11 protein-coding genes are annotated in these 19257 nt (G+C 75.1%); 9 read left to right on the forward strand and 2 right to left on the reverse strand.

Annotated elements, in window-relative coordinates; translation table 11 throughout:
• The first annotated feature begins 194 nt into the window (after positions 1 to 194).
• Together ACWDEN_RS26360 and ACWDEN_RS26365 are read left to right on the forward strand one after the other, a co-directional pair.
• Positions 195 to 671: an Lrp/AsnC family transcriptional regulator gene (locus ACWDEN_RS26360; RefSeq protein ID WP_351620170.1), complete on the forward strand. Its 477-nt coding sequence runs from the start codon at positions 195 to 197 to the stop codon at positions 669 to 671.
• A gap of 151 nt (positions 672 to 822) precedes the next feature.
• A complete protein-coding gene (locus tag ACWDEN_RS26365; RefSeq protein WP_450860259.1) occupies positions 823 to 2286 on the forward strand; it encodes an MFS transporter in 1464 nt (487 codons plus the stop codon).
• Between the two features lie 736 nt (positions 2287 to 3022).
• Here ACWDEN_RS26365 and ACWDEN_RS26370 read toward each other — a convergent pair.
• A complete protein-coding gene (locus ACWDEN_RS26370; RefSeq protein ID WP_450860260.1) occupies positions 3023 to 3784 on the reverse strand; it encodes a LysR family transcriptional regulator substrate-binding protein in 762 nt (253 codons plus the stop codon).
• A 58-nt stretch (positions 3785 to 3842) separates the two neighbouring features.
• Here ACWDEN_RS26370 and ACWDEN_RS26375 point away from each other — a divergent pair, with 58 nt between their 5' ends.
• The 3 genes from ACWDEN_RS26375 to ACWDEN_RS26385 all read left to right on the forward strand — a co-directional run bounded on the left by ACWDEN_RS26375 (position 3843) and on the right by ACWDEN_RS26385 (position 10253).
• Complete coding sequence (locus ACWDEN_RS26375; protein WP_351620179.1) at positions 3843 to 4244, forward strand: DUF5997 family protein; 402 nt, start codon at positions 3843 to 3845, stop codon at positions 4242 to 4244.
• 151 nt (positions 4245 to 4395) lie between these two features.
• Positions 4396 to 5250 (forward strand): DUF4132 domain-containing protein, encoded by an 855-nt coding sequence (locus ACWDEN_RS26380; protein ID WP_450860261.1) that lies wholly within the window; start codon positions 4396 to 4398, stop codon positions 5248 to 5250.
• Positions 5247 to 10253, forward strand: coding sequence for a hypothetical protein (locus ACWDEN_RS26385; protein ID WP_450860262.1), 5007 nt, complete (start codon positions 5247 to 5249; stop codon positions 10251 to 10253). The genes ACWDEN_RS26380 and ACWDEN_RS26385 overlap by 4 nt, the downstream gene beginning before the upstream one ends.
• Here ACWDEN_RS26385 and ACWDEN_RS26390 read toward each other — a convergent pair.
• Positions 10216 to 10500, reverse strand: coding sequence for a hypothetical protein (locus tag ACWDEN_RS26390; protein WP_450860263.1), 285 nt, complete (start codon positions 10498 to 10500; stop codon positions 10216 to 10218). The genes ACWDEN_RS26385 and ACWDEN_RS26390 overlap by 38 nt on opposite strands.
• A 387-nt stretch (positions 10501 to 10887) precedes the next feature.
• Here ACWDEN_RS26390 and ACWDEN_RS26395 point away from each other — a divergent pair, with 387 nt between their 5' ends.
• The 4 genes from ACWDEN_RS26395 to ACWDEN_RS26410 all read left to right on the forward strand — a co-directional run bounded on the left by ACWDEN_RS26395 (position 10888) and on the right by ACWDEN_RS26410 (position 19048).
• Positions 10888 to 12057 (forward strand): ATP-binding protein, encoded by a 1170-nt coding sequence (locus ACWDEN_RS26395; RefSeq protein WP_450860264.1) that lies wholly within the window; start codon positions 10888 to 10890, stop codon positions 12055 to 12057.
• A gap of 398 nt (positions 12058 to 12455) precedes the next feature.
• Positions 12456 to 16172: a vWA domain-containing protein gene (locus ACWDEN_RS26400; RefSeq protein WP_450860279.1), complete on the forward strand. Its 3717-nt coding sequence runs from the start codon at positions 12456 to 12458 to the stop codon at positions 16170 to 16172.
• A gap of 44 nt (positions 16173 to 16216) precedes the next feature.
• Positions 16217 to 18037 carry a hypothetical protein gene (locus ACWDEN_RS26405; RefSeq protein ID WP_450860280.1) on the forward strand — a complete coding sequence of 607 codons (1821 nt, stop codon included), beginning with the start codon at positions 16217 to 16219 and terminating at the stop codon, positions 18035 to 18037.
• A gap of 246 nt (positions 18038 to 18283) precedes the next feature.
• Positions 18284 to 19048, forward strand: a complete 765-nt coding sequence (locus tag ACWDEN_RS26410) for a LuxR C-terminal-related transcriptional regulator (protein WP_450860281.1) — start codon at positions 18284 to 18286, stop codon at positions 19046 to 19048.
• Positions 19049 to 19257 lie beyond the last annotated feature (209 nt).

The raw sequence follows: 19257 nt of genomic DNA on the forward strand, positions 1-19257 counted from the left end.
CGCCACGGGTCTCCGCAGCGCCATCGACGTCTCCATGAGAGCATCACCGAGGTCACTGGCTCAAGCGAGACCCGAATTACTGGACCATTGGCCCAGCCATGCGGACGCGGCCGCGCCGGACGGAGGGCCAACGGACCAGGTCGGGCGGCACAGGCGGAGGTACGCCCGCTGGGCCATTGGTACAGTCGAACATCATGGCCGTGGACGAACTCGACACCCGCATTCTGCGACTGCTCCTGGAACAGCCGCGCACCAGCGTGCGCGAGTACGCCCGCATCCTCGGCGTCGCCCGCGGCACGCTCCAGGCCCGGCTGGACCGGCTGGAGCGGGACGGCGTGATCACCGGCACCGGGCCCTCCCTCTCCCCCGCCGCCCTGGGCCACCCGGTGCTGGCGTTCGTGCACATCGAGGTCACCCAGGGCCACCTGGACGACGTGGGGGACGCGCTGGCCGCCGTACCGGAGATCGTGGAGGCGTTCTCGATCACGGGCGGCGGCGATCTGCTCGCCCGGGTGGTGGGCCGGGACAACGCCCATCTGGAGGACGTCATCCAGAAACTGATCAGCCTGCCGGGCGTGGTACGCACGCGTACCGAGGTGGCGCTGCGCGAGCGCGTCCCGCACCGGCTGCTGCCCCTGGTGGAGTCGATCGGCCGGGCGGCGCGCACCTGACGCTCGGCATGGTGGAGCGCACGAGCGACCTGCGTACGCGTGGCCGCGCGCCACGGTGCGGTCCCACCGAGCAGCACCTGCACCGGCCGGCCCCGTCCTGCTTGGGCGTTCCTGCCGTGCGCGGGAGGCGGTGGCTGCCTAGCGTGATCCCATGACCACAGACCGGGCCGGGCCGGCCCCGCACGACCGACGCTGGAAAGCGCTCGCTGTCTGTCTGACCGCGGCCTTCATGACCCTGCTGGACACCTCGATCGTGAACGTGGCGCTGCCTTCCCTGGAGCGCGGACTGGACGCCACTACGGCCGAGCTGTCGTGGGTGATGTCCGGCTACGCCCTCACCCTCGGTCTCACCCTGGTCCCGGCAGGGCGGCTCGGTGACATGCGCGGGAGGCGCCAGACCTTCCTGACCGGGCTCGCGCTGTTCACGCTCGCCTCGGCGGCCTGCGGGCTGTCCGCCGGTGCCGCGTGGCTGGTGCTGTTCCGGCTGGTCCAAGGAGCGTCCGCGGGCCTGATCGCGCCACAGACCTCCGCGCTGATCCAGCAGATGTTCCAGGGCGCGGAGCGGGCCCGCGCGTTCGGCATCATGGGCAGCACGATCGGCATCTCCACAGCGGTCGGCCCGCTCGCGGGCGGCCTGCTGATCCATGCGGCCGGCGGCCCCGACGGCTGGCGCTGGGTGTTCTACGTCAACCTGCCCATCGGGGTGGCCGCCTTCTGCGCGGCCCTGCGGCTGCTGCCCCCCTCCCCCGGCTCACCGGGCAGGCGCGAGTGCTTCGACGTGCCGGGCGTGCTGCTCCTCGGCTCGGGTGTGCTCGCCCTGATGCTGCCCCTGGTGCAGGAGCAGCAGTGGCACGGACAGCTGAAGTGGGCTCTGCTCCCGGTGGGCGCGGGGCTGCTGGCCGCGTTCCTGGCGTGGGAGCGGCGCCAGGGGCGGCGGGGCCGGGCACCACTGGTCGACCTGCGGCTCTTCTCGCTGCGCTCCTTCTCGCTGGGCGCGCTGCTGAGCCTGGTGTACTTCGGCGGCTTCACCACGCTGTTCTTCGTCTACACCCTGTTCCTGCAGAACGGCATGGGCTACGGCGCGCTGGCGGCCGGCCTGTCCTCCATGCCGTTCGCGGCGGGCTCGGCGGCCGGCGCCGCTGCGGGCGGCCGTCTGGTGGTGCGCTTCGGGCGCAAGCTGGTCATCGCCGGGCTGTGCACGGTGGCGGCGGGGATGTGCGGCGTCATCGCGGCCGTGCACTGGGTACCGGGGCGGGGCGTGGCCTGGGCGGCCGCATTCCCGCTGCTCGTCGCCGGCATCGGCTCCGGCCTGACCATCTCCCCCAACACCACGCTCACCCTGTCCCTCGTGCCCGTACGGCGGGGCGGGGCCGCGGGCGGGGTGCTCCAGACCGCGCAGCGCATCGGCTCGGCGGCCGGTGTCGCCGTGGTGGGCTCGGTGTACTTCGCCCACCTGACCGGCCACGGCAGCCCCGCGACCGCGCTCCAGTACGGCCTGCTCACCTCGGTCGGCATCATCCTGCTGGCCCTCTGCCTGGCCATCGCCGACCTGCGGGAACGCCGGGTCCGTCAGCAGCCGGAGCAGGAGAGGGAGGCGCCGCGGGAGAGGGTGTAGGGGCCGGTGGCCGGGCGGGCGCGGAGGGTCATGACGGCAGGGCGCCGACGGCGCGCAACGGCAGGGAGCGCGGTGGCGGGCCCGGCGCCGTTGCATATCGGCACGGCTCCGTGGGGCAGGGCGCGCGGCCTCGGTCGTACGACGTGGGCCGGGACGCCGGGAGCGGCTGCAGCCGTGTGGCATCCGTCCTGCGGCACGGGGTGTGTGCCAGGCCGCGGGGCGCATGGCCTCGGCACTCGGTGCTCGCCCTCGCCGCGTGGCAGAAAGGGCCGCTGGGCACTCTGGGTGGCGGGCCGGCGTGGCTCCGGCACGGGCGGCAGTGGATCCGCGCGCGCGTGAGACTGCCGGGCATCCCGCGATCGGCGTCGCCGGAACGGCGCCCTGAGAGCGTTGCCGGGGGCGCCGGTCGGCACCCGAGGCGCCTGCACTGCGCGCTCGGCACCCCCGAGGCCCGCCTCGCCGAACCTTGCCGAACCCCGCAGAACCCACGCCCGCCGAAGCCCGATGCGGCGCGAGCCGCGCCCGTCCGAGTGACCGGCCGACGCGGCAGCCGCAGTCGGTGCCGGTGGAGCCGGTGCCGGTGGACCCGGTGCCGGTGGACCCGGTGCCGACGGGCTCGGACCGGGCCCGGGCCCGCTTTCCCGGGGTCGCGTCCGCTCCGCCACGCTCCCACCTCGCGCCGCAAGGCGCTGTCGGCGTCCGGGACCGGCGCGGTCGAAGCCGCCGCCCCGCCCCCTCACGACCTCCGGCGCGGCTTGCCCCGCTTCGGGGTCTGCTTGCCGCCCGCCGTGCGGGCGCGCGGGGTGCGGGCCGTCGGCTTCTGCGCCGGCTTCTGCCGGGTGCCGCTCGCCTCCGGGCGCTTCCGTTGCTGCTCGGCCGGAGGGTTGGTGCGGCCTCGCGTGCTGTTGACGGTACGGCCCCGGACGATGCCGATGAAGTCCTCCACCAGGTCGGTGGTGGCCTCCTCCGGCCAGGACAGGGCGACGCTCGACTGGGGGGCGTCGGTGACGGGGCGGTAGGTGAGGTCCTTGCGGTGGTGGAGGCGGGCCAGGGACTGCGGCACGACCAGGAGGCCGACGTTCGCGGCCACCAGCTCGATCGCGTCCTCTGTCGTCGCCGGGCGCTCGAAGGCGGGTTCGCCGGGCGGGCTCTCCCAGTCGAAGACGTCGTCCAGGGGGTGGAAGAGCACCTCGTCGGCGAGGTCGGCCAGGGTCACCTCGTCCGCGGCCGTGATCAGGTGGTCCTTGGGGACGACGACCACCGTGGTCTCGGTGTAGAGGGGAATCGCGCTGAAGAACGTACGGTCCACGGGGAGCCGTACGAGGCCCACGTCGGCGTCACCGGCGCGCAGCACCTCAGGCGCCTCGGCGGCCGGGACCTGGGTGAGGGTGAGCGGGATGTCCGGCAGGCGTTCGTTCCAGATCCTCACCCATTTGGCGGGGGTCACTCCGGGTACGTACGCGAGCCGGAACGACGGTGATTCCTCCGAGCCTGTCACCAGGCCAGGTTACCGGCCGTGGTCGGCGGCCCGGCACGCGGCCGATACCCTTGACCCCATGAGTTCGCAGCAGAGCACCCAGACGATGAAGCCCGCGACCGCGGCGAAGAAGCTGGGTGTGTACCTCCCCGCCACCCCCGCCTCGTTCCAGGAGGGCGTCGTCACGCGCGCCGAGCTGAACGAGCTGCAGGCGAACCCGCCGGAGTGGCTGAGCGAGCTGCGGCGCAACGGTCCCCACCCGCGTCCGGTGGTCGCGGCGAAGCTCGGCGTGTCCATCGCCGGCCTCGCGCGCGGCGGGGTCACCGAGCCGCTGACCACCGAGCAGATCGAGGCGCTCAAGCAGGAGCGGCCCGAGTGGCTGGAGAAGGAGCGCGCCACCCAGGCCGAGGTCCGCAGGGAGACTGTGCGGATCAAGCAGCAGAAGAAGGAGAAGCAGGAGCGCGCCACCGGGCGCGGCTGATCCTCCGCCGCCCTCCTGGAGCGGTCCTCTCCGGAGCGCCCCGCCTCCCCAGAACCGTTTTTCCACAACGCCCTCCGGCCGCCGGAGGGCGTTGTCAGTGGCCTGCCCTACAGTTCCCGTCACTTGATCAACACGGGTGCGGGAGGCACGTATGGGGTGGGTGTCGGCGGGTGACTACGAAGTCGCCCTGGACAGCGGGAAGGTGGTGTGCCGCAACGCATCCGGACGGCGGCTGAAGTCGGTGCCACCGAAGATCGCCGACGATCCGGCGGTCGTGGGCCTCAGGCAGCTCGTCGAGTGGCTGGAGCGGCACGACCGACAGTGCCTGGCCACGGCCGAGCGGTGGATGGTCCGCTCGCTGCCGGTGCCGCTCGCCGTCGTCACGCGCGTGTGGCCCGACCCCGCCTGGCAGGCAGCGCTGCGCGACCTCGTGGTCACCGGTGCCGACGGGCAGGTCGCCGGCTTCCTGCGGGACGCCGATCCGGAGCGCGGCCTGGGTCTGGTCGACCTCGACGGCGACACCGTACGCATCGCGCCCGACCTCGTCCGCATCCCGCACCCGGTTCTGCTCGAAGACCTCGAAGAGCTGCGGGAGTTCGCCGTCGAGCTGGGTGTCGAGCAGGGCGGGCAGCAACTCTTCCGCGAGGTCTGGCACCGGCCGGCCGCGCTCGACGCGGAGGCGACCGAGGTCGAGGACTACGCGGGCGGTTCGTTCAAGGAGCTGCGCTTCCTGCACGGCCGGGCCGCCCAGCTCGGCTACCGGGTGCGCGGTGGGTACGCCATCTGCCCCGTCCTGGAGGACGGCCGGGGTGTCGAGGCCCGCGTGTGGGTCGGCGACTACGACGGCTACATGGACACCGAGACCGGCCCGCTGGTCTGGTCGGACCCCGCCGGGCGGGTGCTGAAGGCCGGTCAGGTCGGCCCGGTGGCCTGGTCGGAGGGCATGCGCATGGCGGCCGCGCTGTACGCGGGGCGGGACATCGAGGACGAGGAGCGGGCGGCATGACCTACGACGAGACCACGGTGGCCGCGCTGCTGGACGCCGGAGCCGTCCTGCCGCCGGGCAGCACCGCGCGCGAGGACGCCGACAGCCTCACCGTGCGCGCGTACACGCACCCCGCCCTCGACGACCGGCAGGTGATCCGCCTGGTACCGGACACGCTGGGCGAGGCGGAGGATCTGTCGCTGGAGTTCCTGGGCCTCGCCCGTGAGCCCCAGGCGCCCGAGGTGGGGCAGGTGCGCCGGGAGACGCTGGGCTTCCCGGCCTGGGCGCTGGTCAACGACCCGGCCAACGGGCATCACGCGCTCGCGCTGGTGAAGGACGTCGAGCGGCTGGCGAGGCAGGCCAAGTCCCGTCCGGGCACTGCCAAGGAGGGTTTCGAGGCACTCGGCGAGCGGCTGGGCCGGACGGTGCCGCACTTCCTGCCGACGTTCTACGAACAGGCCGCGCGGGTCTTCCTCGAGCACGAGAACACCACGTACGCCGCCGCGTTCTTCGGCAAGGCCCGGGATGCCGAGCGGGTGCACGCGCTCGCGGTGGACGAGGAGCGGCAGCGCGCGGTCTTCCTGGAGTTCGCCTTCGCCGGTGCGCTGACCGTGAAGGCCCTCAAGGAGCATGTGCGGGACCTCGCCGGGCGGCTCGAACCGGCCGCGGCCTGGGCGCAGTTCCGGCAGCTGATCGTGGAGCGCTGTGCGGCCGGGATGCCTCCCTACGCCTCGCTGCCGCAGGATGCGCGAGGCCTGATCAAGGCGGCGGGCCTGCCCCGGGTCACGGAGGAGTGCGCGCTGGTCGCCGACCTGATCGCCTCCCCCGCCGCGGTCCGCGCGCCCCGCTCCTTCTGGACGGCCTACCGCGCGGTGCTGTCGGTGCTCGCCGAGGAACGGCCGGAGATCCGGCTCCGGCTGCTGGAGATCATGCCCGCCGGTCTGGGCCGGGACGCCGAGGACGAGGAGTTCTGGCTGACCCTGCTCGCGGAGACCGGGGCCGACCGACTGCTGACGGACGAGTCGGCGGCGGCCGGGCACGGCGCCGATCCGGCGGACTGGCTGACCCGCTGGGCGTCCTTCCGCAAGCACGGCGGCTCGTACTCGCGCCGCTGTCCGGCCACGCTCGCGCTGGTCGCGCGCATGGCTCCGCTGCTGCGGGCCGCCGGCCGGCCGGTGGACCTGTGCACCGGACGCTGGCACGCGGGCGCCGATCTCGATCTGCTGGACCTGTGCGCGGCCGAGCGCATTCCGCTGACGCTGCCGGGCGCCGACGTCCGCGTGTATCTGCCGCTGCCCGAGTGGCTGCTGGACACCCGCGCCGGCCGGCGCGACCTGGCTGCCGTCGCGGCCGACCCCCGGCTGCGGCACCTGCTGCACCAGGCCGTGGACAGGGTCGGCGGCCATCAGCGCAGCGAGCAGATGCTGAAGTCGGTCGCCGCCCATCCGGTCCTCTCCGGGGTGCTGCGGGAGTGGCTGGAGGAGGCCGTCGGCGACTTCACGTGCGCGGCGGGCCTGCCGGGCGCCCGTGCGGCGCTGGACCGGCTGCGTCCCTTCCGGGTGATCGCCGCCGAGCTCGCGCCGGACGCGGTCGCCCGCGTGGCCGGCCGCGAGGTGGCGCCGCTGCTCGGCCGCACCCTGCGGGCGGGCGTCCTCGACGAGCTGGGCTGGCCCGCCCTCGACGAGGCGCTGACGCTGCTCGACGGTCAGAACAGGAAGGGCGAGGACAACTCGGTGGCCGTGCACGAGGCCTGGCCGGCGCTGATCCTCTGCCGCGGGCGCAGGGCGGTCGTCGTCGGCCCGGAGCGGATCCTGCTCGACCACGACCTGCGTCTGCCCCATGACCTGGACCGCTGGCAGCGCCCCCGCTTCCGCTTCGTGGACGGGGAACTGCTCGTGATGTGGCGGAACGCCGGCAAGCAGTACGGCTACTGGTCCGCGCGGCCCGCCGACGTGTTCGAGCTCGGCGGCGAGCAGCTGCCCTCCTGGTGGTCCGGGCAGGAGGCGGTCGTCCCGTCGATCCCGCTGGCCGCCGGCGGACGGGCCACCGGCGGCCGCACCCTGCACGCGGGGGACACGGACCTGCCGCCGTGCCGCGCGATCATCGGCGACGGCACCACCCTGTGGCGCCAGGGCCGGCAGGGCAGGCAGACCGTGTGGCTGGAGTACGACCCGGTCACCGGCACGCACGGCCGCGCATCGCTGCCTGCGCTGCTGCGCTCGGCCGTCCGCGAGGACACCGAACTGCTGCACGGTGTGTGCGAGGTTCTGCCGCTGCAACCGGGCCTGGAGCACAGCCCGTTCAGCACCGACGGTACGGTGCTGGGGCGCTGGGTGCGCAAGGAGGGCGAGGGCGCCGATGAGTGCCGTACGGCCGGGACGCCGGACGGGCGGAGCGTGTCGGTCGCGGTGGACCACGACGGCCGGGTGGGGGTTCCCTACGGTGCGCTGCGACTGCCTGGCGGCGCGGAGCCGGTCGTCGCCCAACTGGGCGGCTACCGAGCACAGTCGGGTGGCACGATCGGGCTGTACGCGGACGACGACACCTCGCACACCGGCCTGCTGGGCAGGCTGTCGCCCAACGACCGCGGCGGTGAGTACGCCGCCGGCACCCGGCTCGTCCCCCCGCTGCCCTTCTGGCACGCGCTGCGCCCGCGCGACGAACAAGGCTCGGCAATGCTGCGTGCCCTGGCCGACGAACAGGCCGCGGAGCTGCTGCGGCTCACGGCCGAGGCGCTGACGGTTCGTCAGGAGGCCCTGAAGGCGGCCGGTTCGGACGAGACGGCCAAGGCCGCCGTGCCGACCGCGGACGCCGTCACGCTGAAGGCCGTCGAGCACGTCCTGGCGGACCTGACGGACGAACGGCTGCGCATGGGCGTGACCGCGCTGGTCAGGTCGGCACTGCGCATCGCCGACTCGGCCACCGCCTTCGCGACTCCCCCGAAGGAGAGGCCGATGCGGGCGCGCAACCGGACCGAGGGCATGTTCGCCGACTACAGCCCCGGGCTCGGTGACGACCGCGCCCTGTACTCCGCCGTGTCCGGTGTCGTCGGGCTGCGCGGCGGATGGTACGGCGAGCGGTGGAGCATCCTCCGCCAGATCCGCGCGGTGAACCACGTGCTGTCCGGCAAGCCCGCCGACGGCAAGCCCCTGCCCGGACTGGCCCGCATCGGCGCCCTCACGGACGGCTGGACCAGCGAGGAGCACACGGTCCCGGCGATCGGCATGGTGTGGCCGCCGGTCCTGGGCGCCCTGCGGGCGCTGATGTACCGGGCCGCCTCGCCCGTACTGACCGACGATGAGCGAGAGCCGCTGCTGTTGCTGGCCGAGGCCCTGGCCGAGGGTTCGCTCGTCGAGGCCGGTGGCGCACTGCGAGAGGTCGTGCTCAGCGAACCGCAGGAGGAGCAGCAGCAGCGCACCGGGCAGGTGCTGCGCCGGGCCGGGCGCACGGTGGTGATCCTCGGTTCCCGCGGTGTCGACATGCGGCGGGAGCGGGTCGAGTGGCTGGCGCTGGACCACGATCCGTCCGGTGCGTTCGGCGCGGTCGCGCACTTCGCGCTGGAGCAGGAGACCACGTACGCCCCGACGATCTCGGCCGGGGACCTGGCCGCCGTCACCCGCCTGATCCGCGACAAGGGTGCCGCTCCCTGGCAGCCGGCGGCGCCTGAGGGGCTTCAGGCGGCGACCGGCGGCGCGCTGGGCCCGCTGCAGTCCACCGTGTTGCTCGCCGGGCTGCCGCAGGCGCCCGGCACCGAGGCCCTCGCCGCCATCGGGCTGAAGCCCCGGCAGCGGGATTTCGGCGCGGCGCTGCTGCAGGGCCTGGGCGTGGAACGGCGGGCGGCGCTGATGGGCGCGCTGCTGCCGCAAGACCCCGCCGCCCTGTGGACCAGGGGACCGGACACGGAGGCCGCGGGACGCGCGTGGACCGAGCAGTTCGGCTCGCTGGTCCGGTTGCCGGAGGAGCTCAGCGCCGAGCTGTCCGGTATGGGCGCCGGAGGCGCCGGGGACGTGCTCAACCCGTCCCTCACACCGTGGCTGAGCCGCACCACGGTCCTGCGTCCGGACAAGGACGGGGACCTCGTCCCGGAGGACCCCCAGGCGATGCCGAACAGCTACGCCCTGACGGGTGCCGTCGGCGCGCTGTCCGCACTGGCGTACGTCCTGCCGTACGGCCATCCGTTGCGTGCCGTCCTGCCGGAGGGCCTCGCCGCGGTGCGGCGCCGGATGTCCGACCCGGAGCTGATGCTCGGCCTGGACGTGGAGTACACGGAGAAGGGCAGCCCCACCGCCGTGGAGCTGCGCAAGGTGTACGGGCTGCCCGCGACCGGCGGGGCGGACGCGTACGGCACGACCCGGGTCGGGGAGGCGCTCGCCCTGCGCCCCTCGTACCACGACACGGAGACCGTCCTGGTCCGGCCGGCCGGGCTGACCGGGCCCGACGACGCGGTGTTCGGGCTCCTGGAAGGCCTGGTGGGTCCGCAGCGCGGCCACGGCCTGCGCATGCTGCGCACGCTCCTCGGCGAGGAGCTGGGCCGCGCGGTCGCAGCCGGCACCGAGGGCCCCACGAGGTACGCCCAGGACCCGGCGGTCAGCGTGCCCGCGCTCGTCACCGAGGTGGCCGCCGCGCACGGGCTGGGCGAGGACGCGGCGGCGCTCTACCTGCAGTTGCTGGCCCTGCCGGATCCGACGGACCGCAACTGCGCCCACTGGACGGGCTGGAAGCCCGCGCGCCTGAAGAAGGCCCGTGCCGAACTGGCCGCGACCGACCTGGTGATGGAGGCCAAGCGGCCGCGCGCCGGGCGGACCCTGTTCCTGCCGGGCGGCTGGCGCGATCTGAAGTCGCCCGCGCTGCCGGTGGAGACCTGGAAGGAGGGGCTGTACCCGATTCCGGGCCACCAGCGCGCGATACCCCTGGTCCCGGTTCCGGAGCTGTTCACGCGCGCCTGGACCCGCGTCCGGGAGGGCGACGCCCCGGCGTACGAACAGCTCACCACCCGCGCGAACCGAGGGGGACGACGCCGATGACGTCCACCGCGCCGGGCTCCGCGCGGCCGGGCTCCACCGCGCCGGGGTCCATGCGACCGGGGTCCGCCGGGCCGGGGTCCGCCGGGCGGGGGTCCGCCAGGCCGGGGTCCACTGGACAGGACTCCACCACGCCCAGATCCATGAGGCCGAGATGGACCGGGCCCGGCTCCACCGGGCGAGACTCGACCGCGCCCAGGCCCATCGAGCCGAGCTCCACCGCACCGGCGTCCACCGGGCCGAGCTCCACCCCATCAGGCTCCACCGCGCCGGGGTCCAACGGGCTGGGCTCCACTGGGCAGGACTCCACCGGTCAGGGCTCCACCGCGTCGGCGTCCACCGGGCCGGCGTCCACCGGGCCGGAACCCACCGCGCCGGGGTCCTTCGAGCCGGAATCCGCCGCGCCGGCGTGCAAGGGGCCCGAATCCGCCAGGCCGGGCTCCGCCGGGCCGGGCTCCGCCGCGCCGGACTCCTCCGCGCCGGACTCCTCCGCGTCGGCGTCCGCCCGCCCCCGTTCCTGGGCCGCCCACCCTCCGTTCCCGGCCGCCCCGGCCGCCGGCCGCCCTGCTCTCGCCGCGCCGTCCGGCCGCGTGCCCCCTCCGACCTCCTCCAGCAGCGCCTCGAAGGAATCCCGCCGATGACCACCGCACTCGCGCCCGACGCGACCCGTCAGATCGTCCCGCCCGAGGACCGGTACGCCGTCGAACTGGCCTTCCTCGCCGCCCACGACTCCGGTCCCCGGCCGCCCGCGTGGCGGCTCACGCCCCGGGCCGTCGTCACCTTCGTCATGGGCAGCGGCGGCCGGGCGCTGCGGCTGCCCGACGCCGCCGAGGCGCCGGAGGGCGTGCCGCGTCGGCTGGAGATCACCAGTAAGTTCGTCGGCGACCGCGCGTTGGTCGAGCGGTGTGTCGTGACGCTGGCCGGTGAGCGGGGCCTGCTGCTGGTCGGCGAGCCCGGCACGGCCAAGTCCATGCTGTCGGAGCTGTTGTCGGCCGCCGTGTGCGGTACCAGCGGACTGGTCGTGCAGGGAACGGCCGGTACCACCGAGGACCAGCTCAAGTATGGCTGGAACTACGCCCTGTTGCTCGCGCAGGGGCCCAGCCGGCAGGCACTCGTTCCGTCGCCGGTGCTCACCGCGATGACCCGGGGTGCGATCGCCCGCGTCGAGGAGGTCACCCGCTGTCTGCCCGAGGTGCAGGACTCCCTGGTGTCGCTGCTGTCGGAGCGGCGCATCGCCGTACCCGAACTGGCGGGCGGCGAGGACGCGTTGGCGCACGCGGCGCCGGGGTTCAATCTCATCGCCACCGCCAACCTGCGGGACAAGGGCGTCTCGGAGATGTCGGCCGCGCTCAAGCGCCGCTTCAACTTCGAGACGGTCGGCCCCATCGCGGACCTCGACGCCGAGACGGCACTGGTGCGCGGCCAGGCCCGGGCGTCGGTGGAACGGGCGGGTGCGCCCTTCCAGGTGGACGACGCCGTCCTGGAGGCCCTGGTCACCGTCTTCCGTGATCTGCGGGAGGGCCGGTCGGCGGAGGGCTGGGAGGTGGAGCGGCCGTCCACGGTGATGAGCACCGCGGAGGCCGTGTCCGTGGCGGGCGCGCTGGGGCTGGCCGCGGCGTACTTCCCGGGTGACCGGGACGTGCTGGGGCTGCTGCCCGGCCATCTGCTCGGCGTCGTACGCAAGGACGACCCGGCGGACGCGGCGCGGCTGCGCGGCTACTGGGACGGCCCGGTCCGGCGCCGCGCCGAGCAGGGTTCGGCCACCTGGCGCACATTGTGGGACCTGCGCACGGTCCTGGAGGGCTGACGGCCGTGTCCCCTGTCTCTCCACTCGCCGCGTCGGCCGTGCCGGAGCCCGGCCCCGACGGGGGCTCCGCGGCTGTGACCGGTCCGGGGGTCGCCTCTTCGGCCATCGCCGATTCCGAGGCGGACTCCACGGCCATCGCCGATTCCGAGGCGGACTCCACGGCCATCGCTGGTCCCGAGGCGGACTCCTCGGCCATCGCCGGTCCCGACGCGGGCTCCGCGGCTGTGGCCGGTCCGGAGGGCGCCTCCTCGGCCATCGCCGGTCCCGACGCGGACTCCACGGCCATCGCCGGTCCCGAGGCGGACTCCTCGGCCATCGCCGATCCCGACGCGGGCTCCTCGGCCATCGCCGGTCCCGAGGCGGACTCCGCGACGGTCGCCGGTCCCGAGGCGGACTCTGTGGCCGTCACTGGCCCGGAGACCGGCGTTGCGGCTTTCGCCGATCCGGAAACCGCCATAGCCGCCCTGACCGACCCCGGCGTGCCCTGTCTCATCGGAGTACGGCACCACTCGCCCTCCCTCGCCGCGGCCGTGCCCGCGCTGCTGGACGCGGCCCGGCCGGAGGTGCTGCTGGTCGAGCTCCCCGCCGAGATGCAGGACTGGCTGCCCTGGCTCGCCCACGAGGAGACCAGGGCTCCGGTCGCCCTCGCCGCCGCGCCAGGGGACGGGACCGGGGGCCCGGCGTTCTATCCCTTCGCGGACTTCTCTCCGGAACTGGTGGCCGTGCGCTGGGCGGCGCGGCATGGGGTACCGGTGATCGCATGCGATCTGCCGCTGGCAGACCGGGCCTGGACGGGGGCGCCTGGGCCGGACCGGGAGACGGAAGTACGGGAGTTGGAGACCGACGGGTACGCCGGGACGCCCACCACCCCGACCCCGCACGCGGCCGAGCTGCCCGGAACGCCCGGCGCCCCTGCCGTCACGGTCAGTGAGTCCGTCGTCGGGTCTGCCGCGGCCGGGCTCACCTCGGTCCTGCGTTCTCGGCTCACCGGCCGCCCAGGTGACGACCTGTGGGACCGGCTCGTCGAGGCCACCGCTCCCGGTTCTCCGCCGGAGGCACTGCGGCGGGCCGCGCTGTTGACGGGGTGGGCGCTGCGGGAGGAGGCGTCGGCCTCGGGCGGGGTGCCGGAGCTGGACCTGCGGCGCGAGCGATGGATGCGATCGTGCCTCGCCGCGGCCACGGCGAACGGGGAGCGCGCCGCCGTGCTCGTCGGCGCCTTCCACGCCCCGGCGCTCCTGGAACCGGCCGGCGGCGAAGACGCCGTGGCGGCGGCGCGGGCTCCCGCTGCCGGGACAGCCCAGGGCCCCGCCCCGGAGTGGACGACCTCCCTCATCCCCTACAGCTACGCCCTGCTCGACGAGCGCTCCGGCTATCCGGCCGGCATCCGTGACCCGGAGTGGCAGCACCTGGTGCTGGACGCGGCCGGTGACCCGGTCGCGCTGGAGGACGCGTTGACGCGGGCCGCCGTGCGGGTGTGCGCCGAGTTGCGGGCGCTGGGCCATCCCTCCGGGCCCGCCGACGCACGGGAGATCTCGCGGCTGGCCGGTGATCTCGCCCGGCTGCGGGGGCTGCCCGCGGCGGGGCGGGGTGAGCTGGTCGAGGCGGTGCAGACGGTGCTCGCGCAGGGCGAGCCGTACGGGCGGGGCCGGGCCGTGGCCCGGGCGATGGAGAGAGTGCTCGTCGGGACGCGCACCGGCCGCCCGGCCCCGGACGCGCCGCGCTGCGGACTGGCCCCGGCGGTCGAGGCGGAACTCGCCGAGCTGGGGCTGCCCGGCCCGGCGGACTCGGGTCAGGGGGCCGCGCGGGACCTGCGCCTGGACCCGCTCCGCTCGGAACTGGACCGCCGCCGTGAACTCCTGCTGCGGCGCCTGGCCGTGTGCGCGGTGCCGTACGGCGAGCCGCAGGCGGTCGCCGGCACGGGCGGAGCCGACGCGCTCACCTCGCGCTGGGAGGTGCGCTGGACACCGGCCACCGCGGCCATGCTGACCGCGGCCGGCCTGCGCGGAGTCACGCCGGCGCAGGCCGCCGAGGGTGTGCTGCGGGAAGACCGACGCGTCGAGCGCGACGAGGGCGGCCCCACGGCGGCGCAGACCCTGCGGGGGCTGCAACAGGCGGCGGAATGCGGCCTGCCCGAGCTCGCGGACGAGCGGCTGGCCGACACCGCCGAGGTGCTGCCGACCTCCGGCACACTGCCCGAACTCCTTGCGGGTCTCGCCCTGTTGGACCGGCTGCGGGCCGGGCACATCCCCGGACTCGGCAGGGACGAGGAACGTACGGCGCGGGCGGCTGCCGTAGCCGGACTGCTGACCGCCGCCGCGGTGCGCCAGGTCGACGGGCTCACCGGCTCCGAGGACCCGGCCGCCGCACACGCCCTGCTGGAACTCGCCCACCGCGCCGACGCGCTGGGCGGCATACGGCTCACCGACGCGCTCGCCCGGCTGGCGGCAGACGGTTCCCCGCTGATGCGGGGCGCCGCCGGAGCCGTACGGGTGCTGCTGGGCCACGAGGAGGCACAGGCGTTCGGCGACCGGGTTGCCTCCTGGGTGGATGGTGCCTGCGATGCCGGGTCCCGGGCGGCGCTCACCGCGCGGCTGACCGGTCTGCTGAGCGCGGCCGGTCCGCTGCTGGAGTCGGCGGCGCCCGCGCTGGAACCGCTGCTGCGCCGGATCGCCGAGTTGTCCGACCGGGACTTCCTCGACCGGCTGCCGGCGCTGCGCGGCGGCTTCGACACGCTCAGCCCGGCCGCCCGCGACCGGCTGCTGGCCACCGTCGAGCAGCGTCTGGGCGGAGAGCGTCCGGACGACACCGGCGGCGTCGATCCCGCGACCCTCGCCGCGTGGACCCGCGCCGACCTCGCGGCCCGCGAGACCCTGGCCGCCTTGGGACTCCTCCCGCCTCACCGGTCCGCCGAGACCACCGAGGCCCTCGAGGCCGGCGCCGTGACGAACACCGAGGATTCCGCGCCGCCCCTCCCCCTCGGCATCACTGAGGGCCACCATCAGCTCGCCCCGGCCGACCGATGGCGTCTGGTACTGGGCCGCAGGAGCAGGCAACTGCCCGGCCCGGCGCGGCGCCTGGCGACCGCTCTGGACGAGTTGTACGGCAGTGGACACGGCGAGGGCAGCCGTGGAGATCTCTCCGGCCGGGGCGGCGCAGGATCCGGTGGCGGGCGCGGTGCGCCGTACCCCGGGGTGCGGGAGTGGTCCGAGGAGCTGGCGGCGCTGTTCGGCCCGGGTATCCGGGAGGAGGTGCTGGCGGCGGCTGCGGCGTCCGGCCGGCCGGACGTGTTCCCCGAGCTGGATCCGGACAGCGTACGGCCGTCGGTCGACCTGCTGCGCTCGGTGCTGCGGCACGCCGGCGGCCTGCCCGAGGCCCGGCTGGCGGCGTTGCGTCCGCTGGTGCGGCGCCTGGTGGACGCCCTGACCCGGCAGCTGGCGACCCGGCTGCGCCCCGCGCTGCACGGCACCGCTCTGCCCCGCCCGGGCCGACGCGCCGGCGGCGGCCTCGACCTGCCCCGCACCCTGCGGGCGAACCTGGCCACCGCCCGCAGGATGCCGGACGGCACGGTCCGGGTCGTACCCGAACGGCCCGTCTTCCGCAGTCGCGCCCGGCGTTCGGCCGACTGGCGACTGATCCTGGTCACCGACGTGTCGGGGTCCATGGAGCCGTCCACGATCTGGGCGGCGCTCACCGCCTCGGTGCTGGCCGGGGTGCCCACCCTGTCCACGCACTTCCTGGCCTTCTCCACCGAGGTGATCGACCTGACCGACCATGTCGCGGATCCGCTCTCCCTCCTCCTGGAGGTCAGGGTCGGCGGCGGCACCCATATCGCCGCCGGGCTGCGGCACGCACGCGAACTGGTGACCGTGCCCTCGCGCACGCTCGTCGTGGTCGTCAGCGACTTCGAGGAGGGCTACCCGGTCGGCGGGCTGCTCGCCGAGGTCCGCGCCCTGGTCGGTGCCGGCTGTCATGTGCTGGGCTGCGCGAGCCTCGACGACGCGGGCCGCCCGCGCTACTCCACCGGCGTGGCGGGCCAGTTGGTCTCGGCGGGCATGCCCGTGGCCGCTCTCAGTCCGCTCGAACTCGCCCGCTGGGTAGGGGAGAAGATCGCATGAGCCAGGACATGAGGCAGGACACGAGCCAGGGCATGCCGCAGGGTATGAGGCCGGATCTGCCGCCGGTCGCCCCGTCCGTGACCGCCGGACTCGTCGCGGCGCTGTCGCCCCGGCTGCGCAAGCGCCTCGACGCGGGCATCGCCAAGCTGGCGGACCGGCCCACCGTGCGTGACGGCGACACGGTGCGCATCGCCGTCGACGACGACACCGACCTAGAACTGCACGCCCCTGCCGGCACGGTGACCAGCGCCGACGGCATCCGCTGCGGCTGCCTGCTGGCCCCGGACTGTCTCCACCGTGCGGCGGCCGCCTCGTCGGCCCCGATCGCGGACGACACCGACTCCGAGGTGCGCGAGCGGGATTCGGCCCCCGCCACGCAGGAAGCGGTCGCTTGTCCGGAATCGGCTCCCGCCACCCACGGACCAAGGGGCACGGACACAGCCGGCGTCGCGACGACAGATCTCGCCACACAGACGGCCGGCCCCGCACCCGAACGGGGCGAGTCCGAGTCGGCCGATGCCGCGCAGCGCTCCGCCGCCCTCGCGCTTCGCGCCGCCGCGGCCGCCGTGCTCGAAGCCGGTGCGGACGGGGCGGGCGCGGTGCCGCAGGCGGAGCTGCTGCGGGCCGCGCACACGGCGCGGCTCGCGGGCCTGCACCGGGCCGCCGCCTCGGCCGTCTCCGTGGTCACCGCGCTGCGGGCGGCCCGCGCGGCCGACCCGGCCTTCCGCCTGGCCGACCTGGTCGGCGGTCTGTGTGACGTCCTCTCCGTGGCCCATCGCGTCCCGCATGCCACCGGCGCCGAGCTGGCCGGGCTGCGCGGCACGGCACGGCAGCCGTACCGGCCGGACGGCTCACTGCGGCTGTACGGCCTGTTCTCCGAGCCGGTGCTCACCGCGAGCGGCTACGCGGGTGCCGTCACCTGGACCGCCGACGCCCAGGGGCGGCTGTACCAGGTGTCCGATGTCGCTCCGGGCGGTGCCGGGCGTGCGGTGGGCGCGGCCGACCGGGCGGTCCGGCTCGGTGACACGGCCCTGACCCACCGGGAGCTGTCCCGTGCGGGACTCGCGGTGTCGGGGGCCACGGTCTCCCCCACCGGCCGGCTCGGGGCGGGCGCCGGCGTGCGGGCCGTCGGGGCGTCCGGTGCCGGATGGCGCGAGGAACCGCTGGACCGGCTCTGGGCCGTCCCCGTGGCCGAGCAGCTGAGCCGTGCGCTGAACGGCGGCCATGACCTGCTGTTCCTGGAGGTCACCCTGCTCGGTACGGCGGTGGAGGCGGCGGGCGACTGTCTGCAGGCCGGATGCGACGGTGTCGTACTGCGGCTCACCGCCGCCCATGACCACCCCGCGCTTCCGCACCGGGACAACCTGCGTCTGCTGGCCGCCGCTCGGGGGGCCACGCTCCGGGTCGTCGCCCGGCTCACCCCGGCCCCGCACCCCCGGGCCCAGCTCCTCGCCACCGAGCATCCGGCGCGGTCGGGTGCTCGGGTCGACATGGGGCTGGACCGGCTGCAGCGAGCGGATCTGCCCACCGCGCCCGCCTCCCCGGTGCAGACGGCGCCGAGTCGCGAGGAGGCGCCGGTCCATCTGCTGCGCCGCCGCGTCCAGCAGGCGGTCTCGGGCGGTCGGCGGGTGCTGTCCTTCCCCGGCGACCCGGGCGCCGACGCCCGGCGGCTGAGCCGGGCCGGGCTGGCCACGGCGGGCGGTCTGCTGGAGGAACTGCACGCGGCGGCAGCGGAGCGCTCCCGCGATGTGTTCGGCCGCCTTCTGCCCACAGACCCGGACCGCTTCGCCCGCGCCTGGCTGGCGGCGGCCCGCTACACCGAGGAGGTGGACCGCGCGCTCTGCCTCGCGGCCTGGTCCGGATAGCACGGGGTGCTCCGGTCGGAGTGAGGAGTGAGGAGTGAGGGGCGAAGGGGTACGACACCGGACGGGCCGCCGTTCCCCCGTGCCGGCGGCCCGCCGGACGTCCGTCCGCACAGGCCGGTGCCGCAGGTTGCAGTGTGCGACAGCCCGGGCAGGCGGGGTATGCGTACAAGTACGTACGCGGACCGGGAGGGCGGGCCGCGAGGCAACCGAGAGGCACAGGTGGGGCTGGACAGGGCCTACGAACGCATGACGGCGGTCGCCGTGGCAGCGCTCCACGAACGGGAGCCCGCGCGCCTGTGGCCGATGCTCGCCGGTGCCCTGGCGGACCTGTGCGACGGTGAGGCGGTCATCCACAAACTCGACGACTGGAGCGAGCACGCGGGCACGATCGGTGCGGCACCCGATGCTGCCGCCGCCGAGCTGGAGCGGCTCGGGGCGGCGGAGCTGGCCCTGCTCCGCGCGGGCCATCCCTTCGCCCACCACTACGCGAACAGCACCGACCGGACGCCCGTCACCGCCCGTCGGGCGGCGGGGCGCCGCTGGCCGGACAGTCGCACGGCGCGCCTGCTCGGCGAGGCGCTCGACGTCGACCACGTGCTGGGCCTGCCGCTGCCCGAGCGGACCGCCCCGGTCACCGGCTGCCTGGTCTACCGCGCCGGTACCGACTTCACGGACGACCATCTCGCCCTGGCGGAGCGCGCGCAGCCGCTTCTGGCGGCCGTCGAGCGGCAGCGGCGGCTGCTGGAGGAGTGGCGGCGCGGGCTCGGCCCGGGCGGGGCGCCGGACGAGCGGGCGGCGGACTGCGCGCTGACGCCGCGCGAGACGACCGTCCTGCTGCTGCTCACCGACGCGCTCACCGCCGACGCCATCGGCCGCCGCCTGGGCATCTCCGTCCGCACGGTGCACAAGCACGTCGAGAACATCTACCGCAAGCTGGGCACCCGAGACCGTCTGGGCACCGTGCTACGAGCCCAGCGACTCGGTCTTGTGCCGTCGCCCGGCCCACCCTGAGCCTGGGCTCGGCCTGCGTGATTCGTTACGGTGGAGCGGTCCGCCGGAGCCGAGCCGATCTGAAGGGTTGTCAGCCAACTTGTCACGTGATAGGTCGACGGTACCGCGAACCGCGAACCGCGAACCGCGAACCGCGAACCGCGAACCGCGAACCGCGAACCGCGAACCGCGAACCGCGAACCGCGAACCGCGAACCGCGAACCGCGAAC

The organism is Streptomyces sp. NPDC001153, assembly GCF_053598315.1.

Excerpts from the sequence above, each read along its gene's own strand:
- ACWDEN_RS26365 (WP_450860259.1), top strand. The coding sequence starts at position 823 with ATGACCACAGACCGGGCCGGGCCGGCCCCGCACGACCGACGCTGGAAA.
- ACWDEN_RS26375 (WP_351620179.1), top strand. The coding sequence starts at position 3,843 with ATGAGTTCGCAGCAGAGCACCCAGACGATGAAGCCCGCGACCGCGGCG.
- ACWDEN_RS26360 (WP_351620170.1), top strand. The coding sequence starts at position 195 with ATGGCCGTGGACGAACTCGACACCCGCATTCTGCGACTGCTCCTGGAA.
- ACWDEN_RS26380 (WP_450860261.1), top strand. The coding sequence starts at position 4,396 with ATGGGGTGGGTGTCGGCGGGTGACTACGAAGTCGCCCTGGACAGCGGG.
- ACWDEN_RS26405 (WP_450860280.1), top strand. The coding sequence starts at position 16,217 with ATGAGGCCGGATCTGCCGCCGGTCGCCCCGTCCGTGACCGCCGGACTC.
- ACWDEN_RS26385 (WP_450860262.1), top strand. The coding sequence starts at position 5,247 with ATGACCTACGACGAGACCACGGTGGCCGCGCTGCTGGACGCCGGAGCC.
- ACWDEN_RS26410 (WP_450860281.1), top strand. The coding sequence starts at position 18,284 with ATGACGGCGGTCGCCGTGGCAGCGCTCCACGAACGGGAGCCCGCGCGC.
- ACWDEN_RS26395 (WP_450860264.1), top strand. The coding sequence starts at position 10,888 with ATGACCACCGCACTCGCGCCCGACGCGACCCGTCAGATCGTCCCGCCC.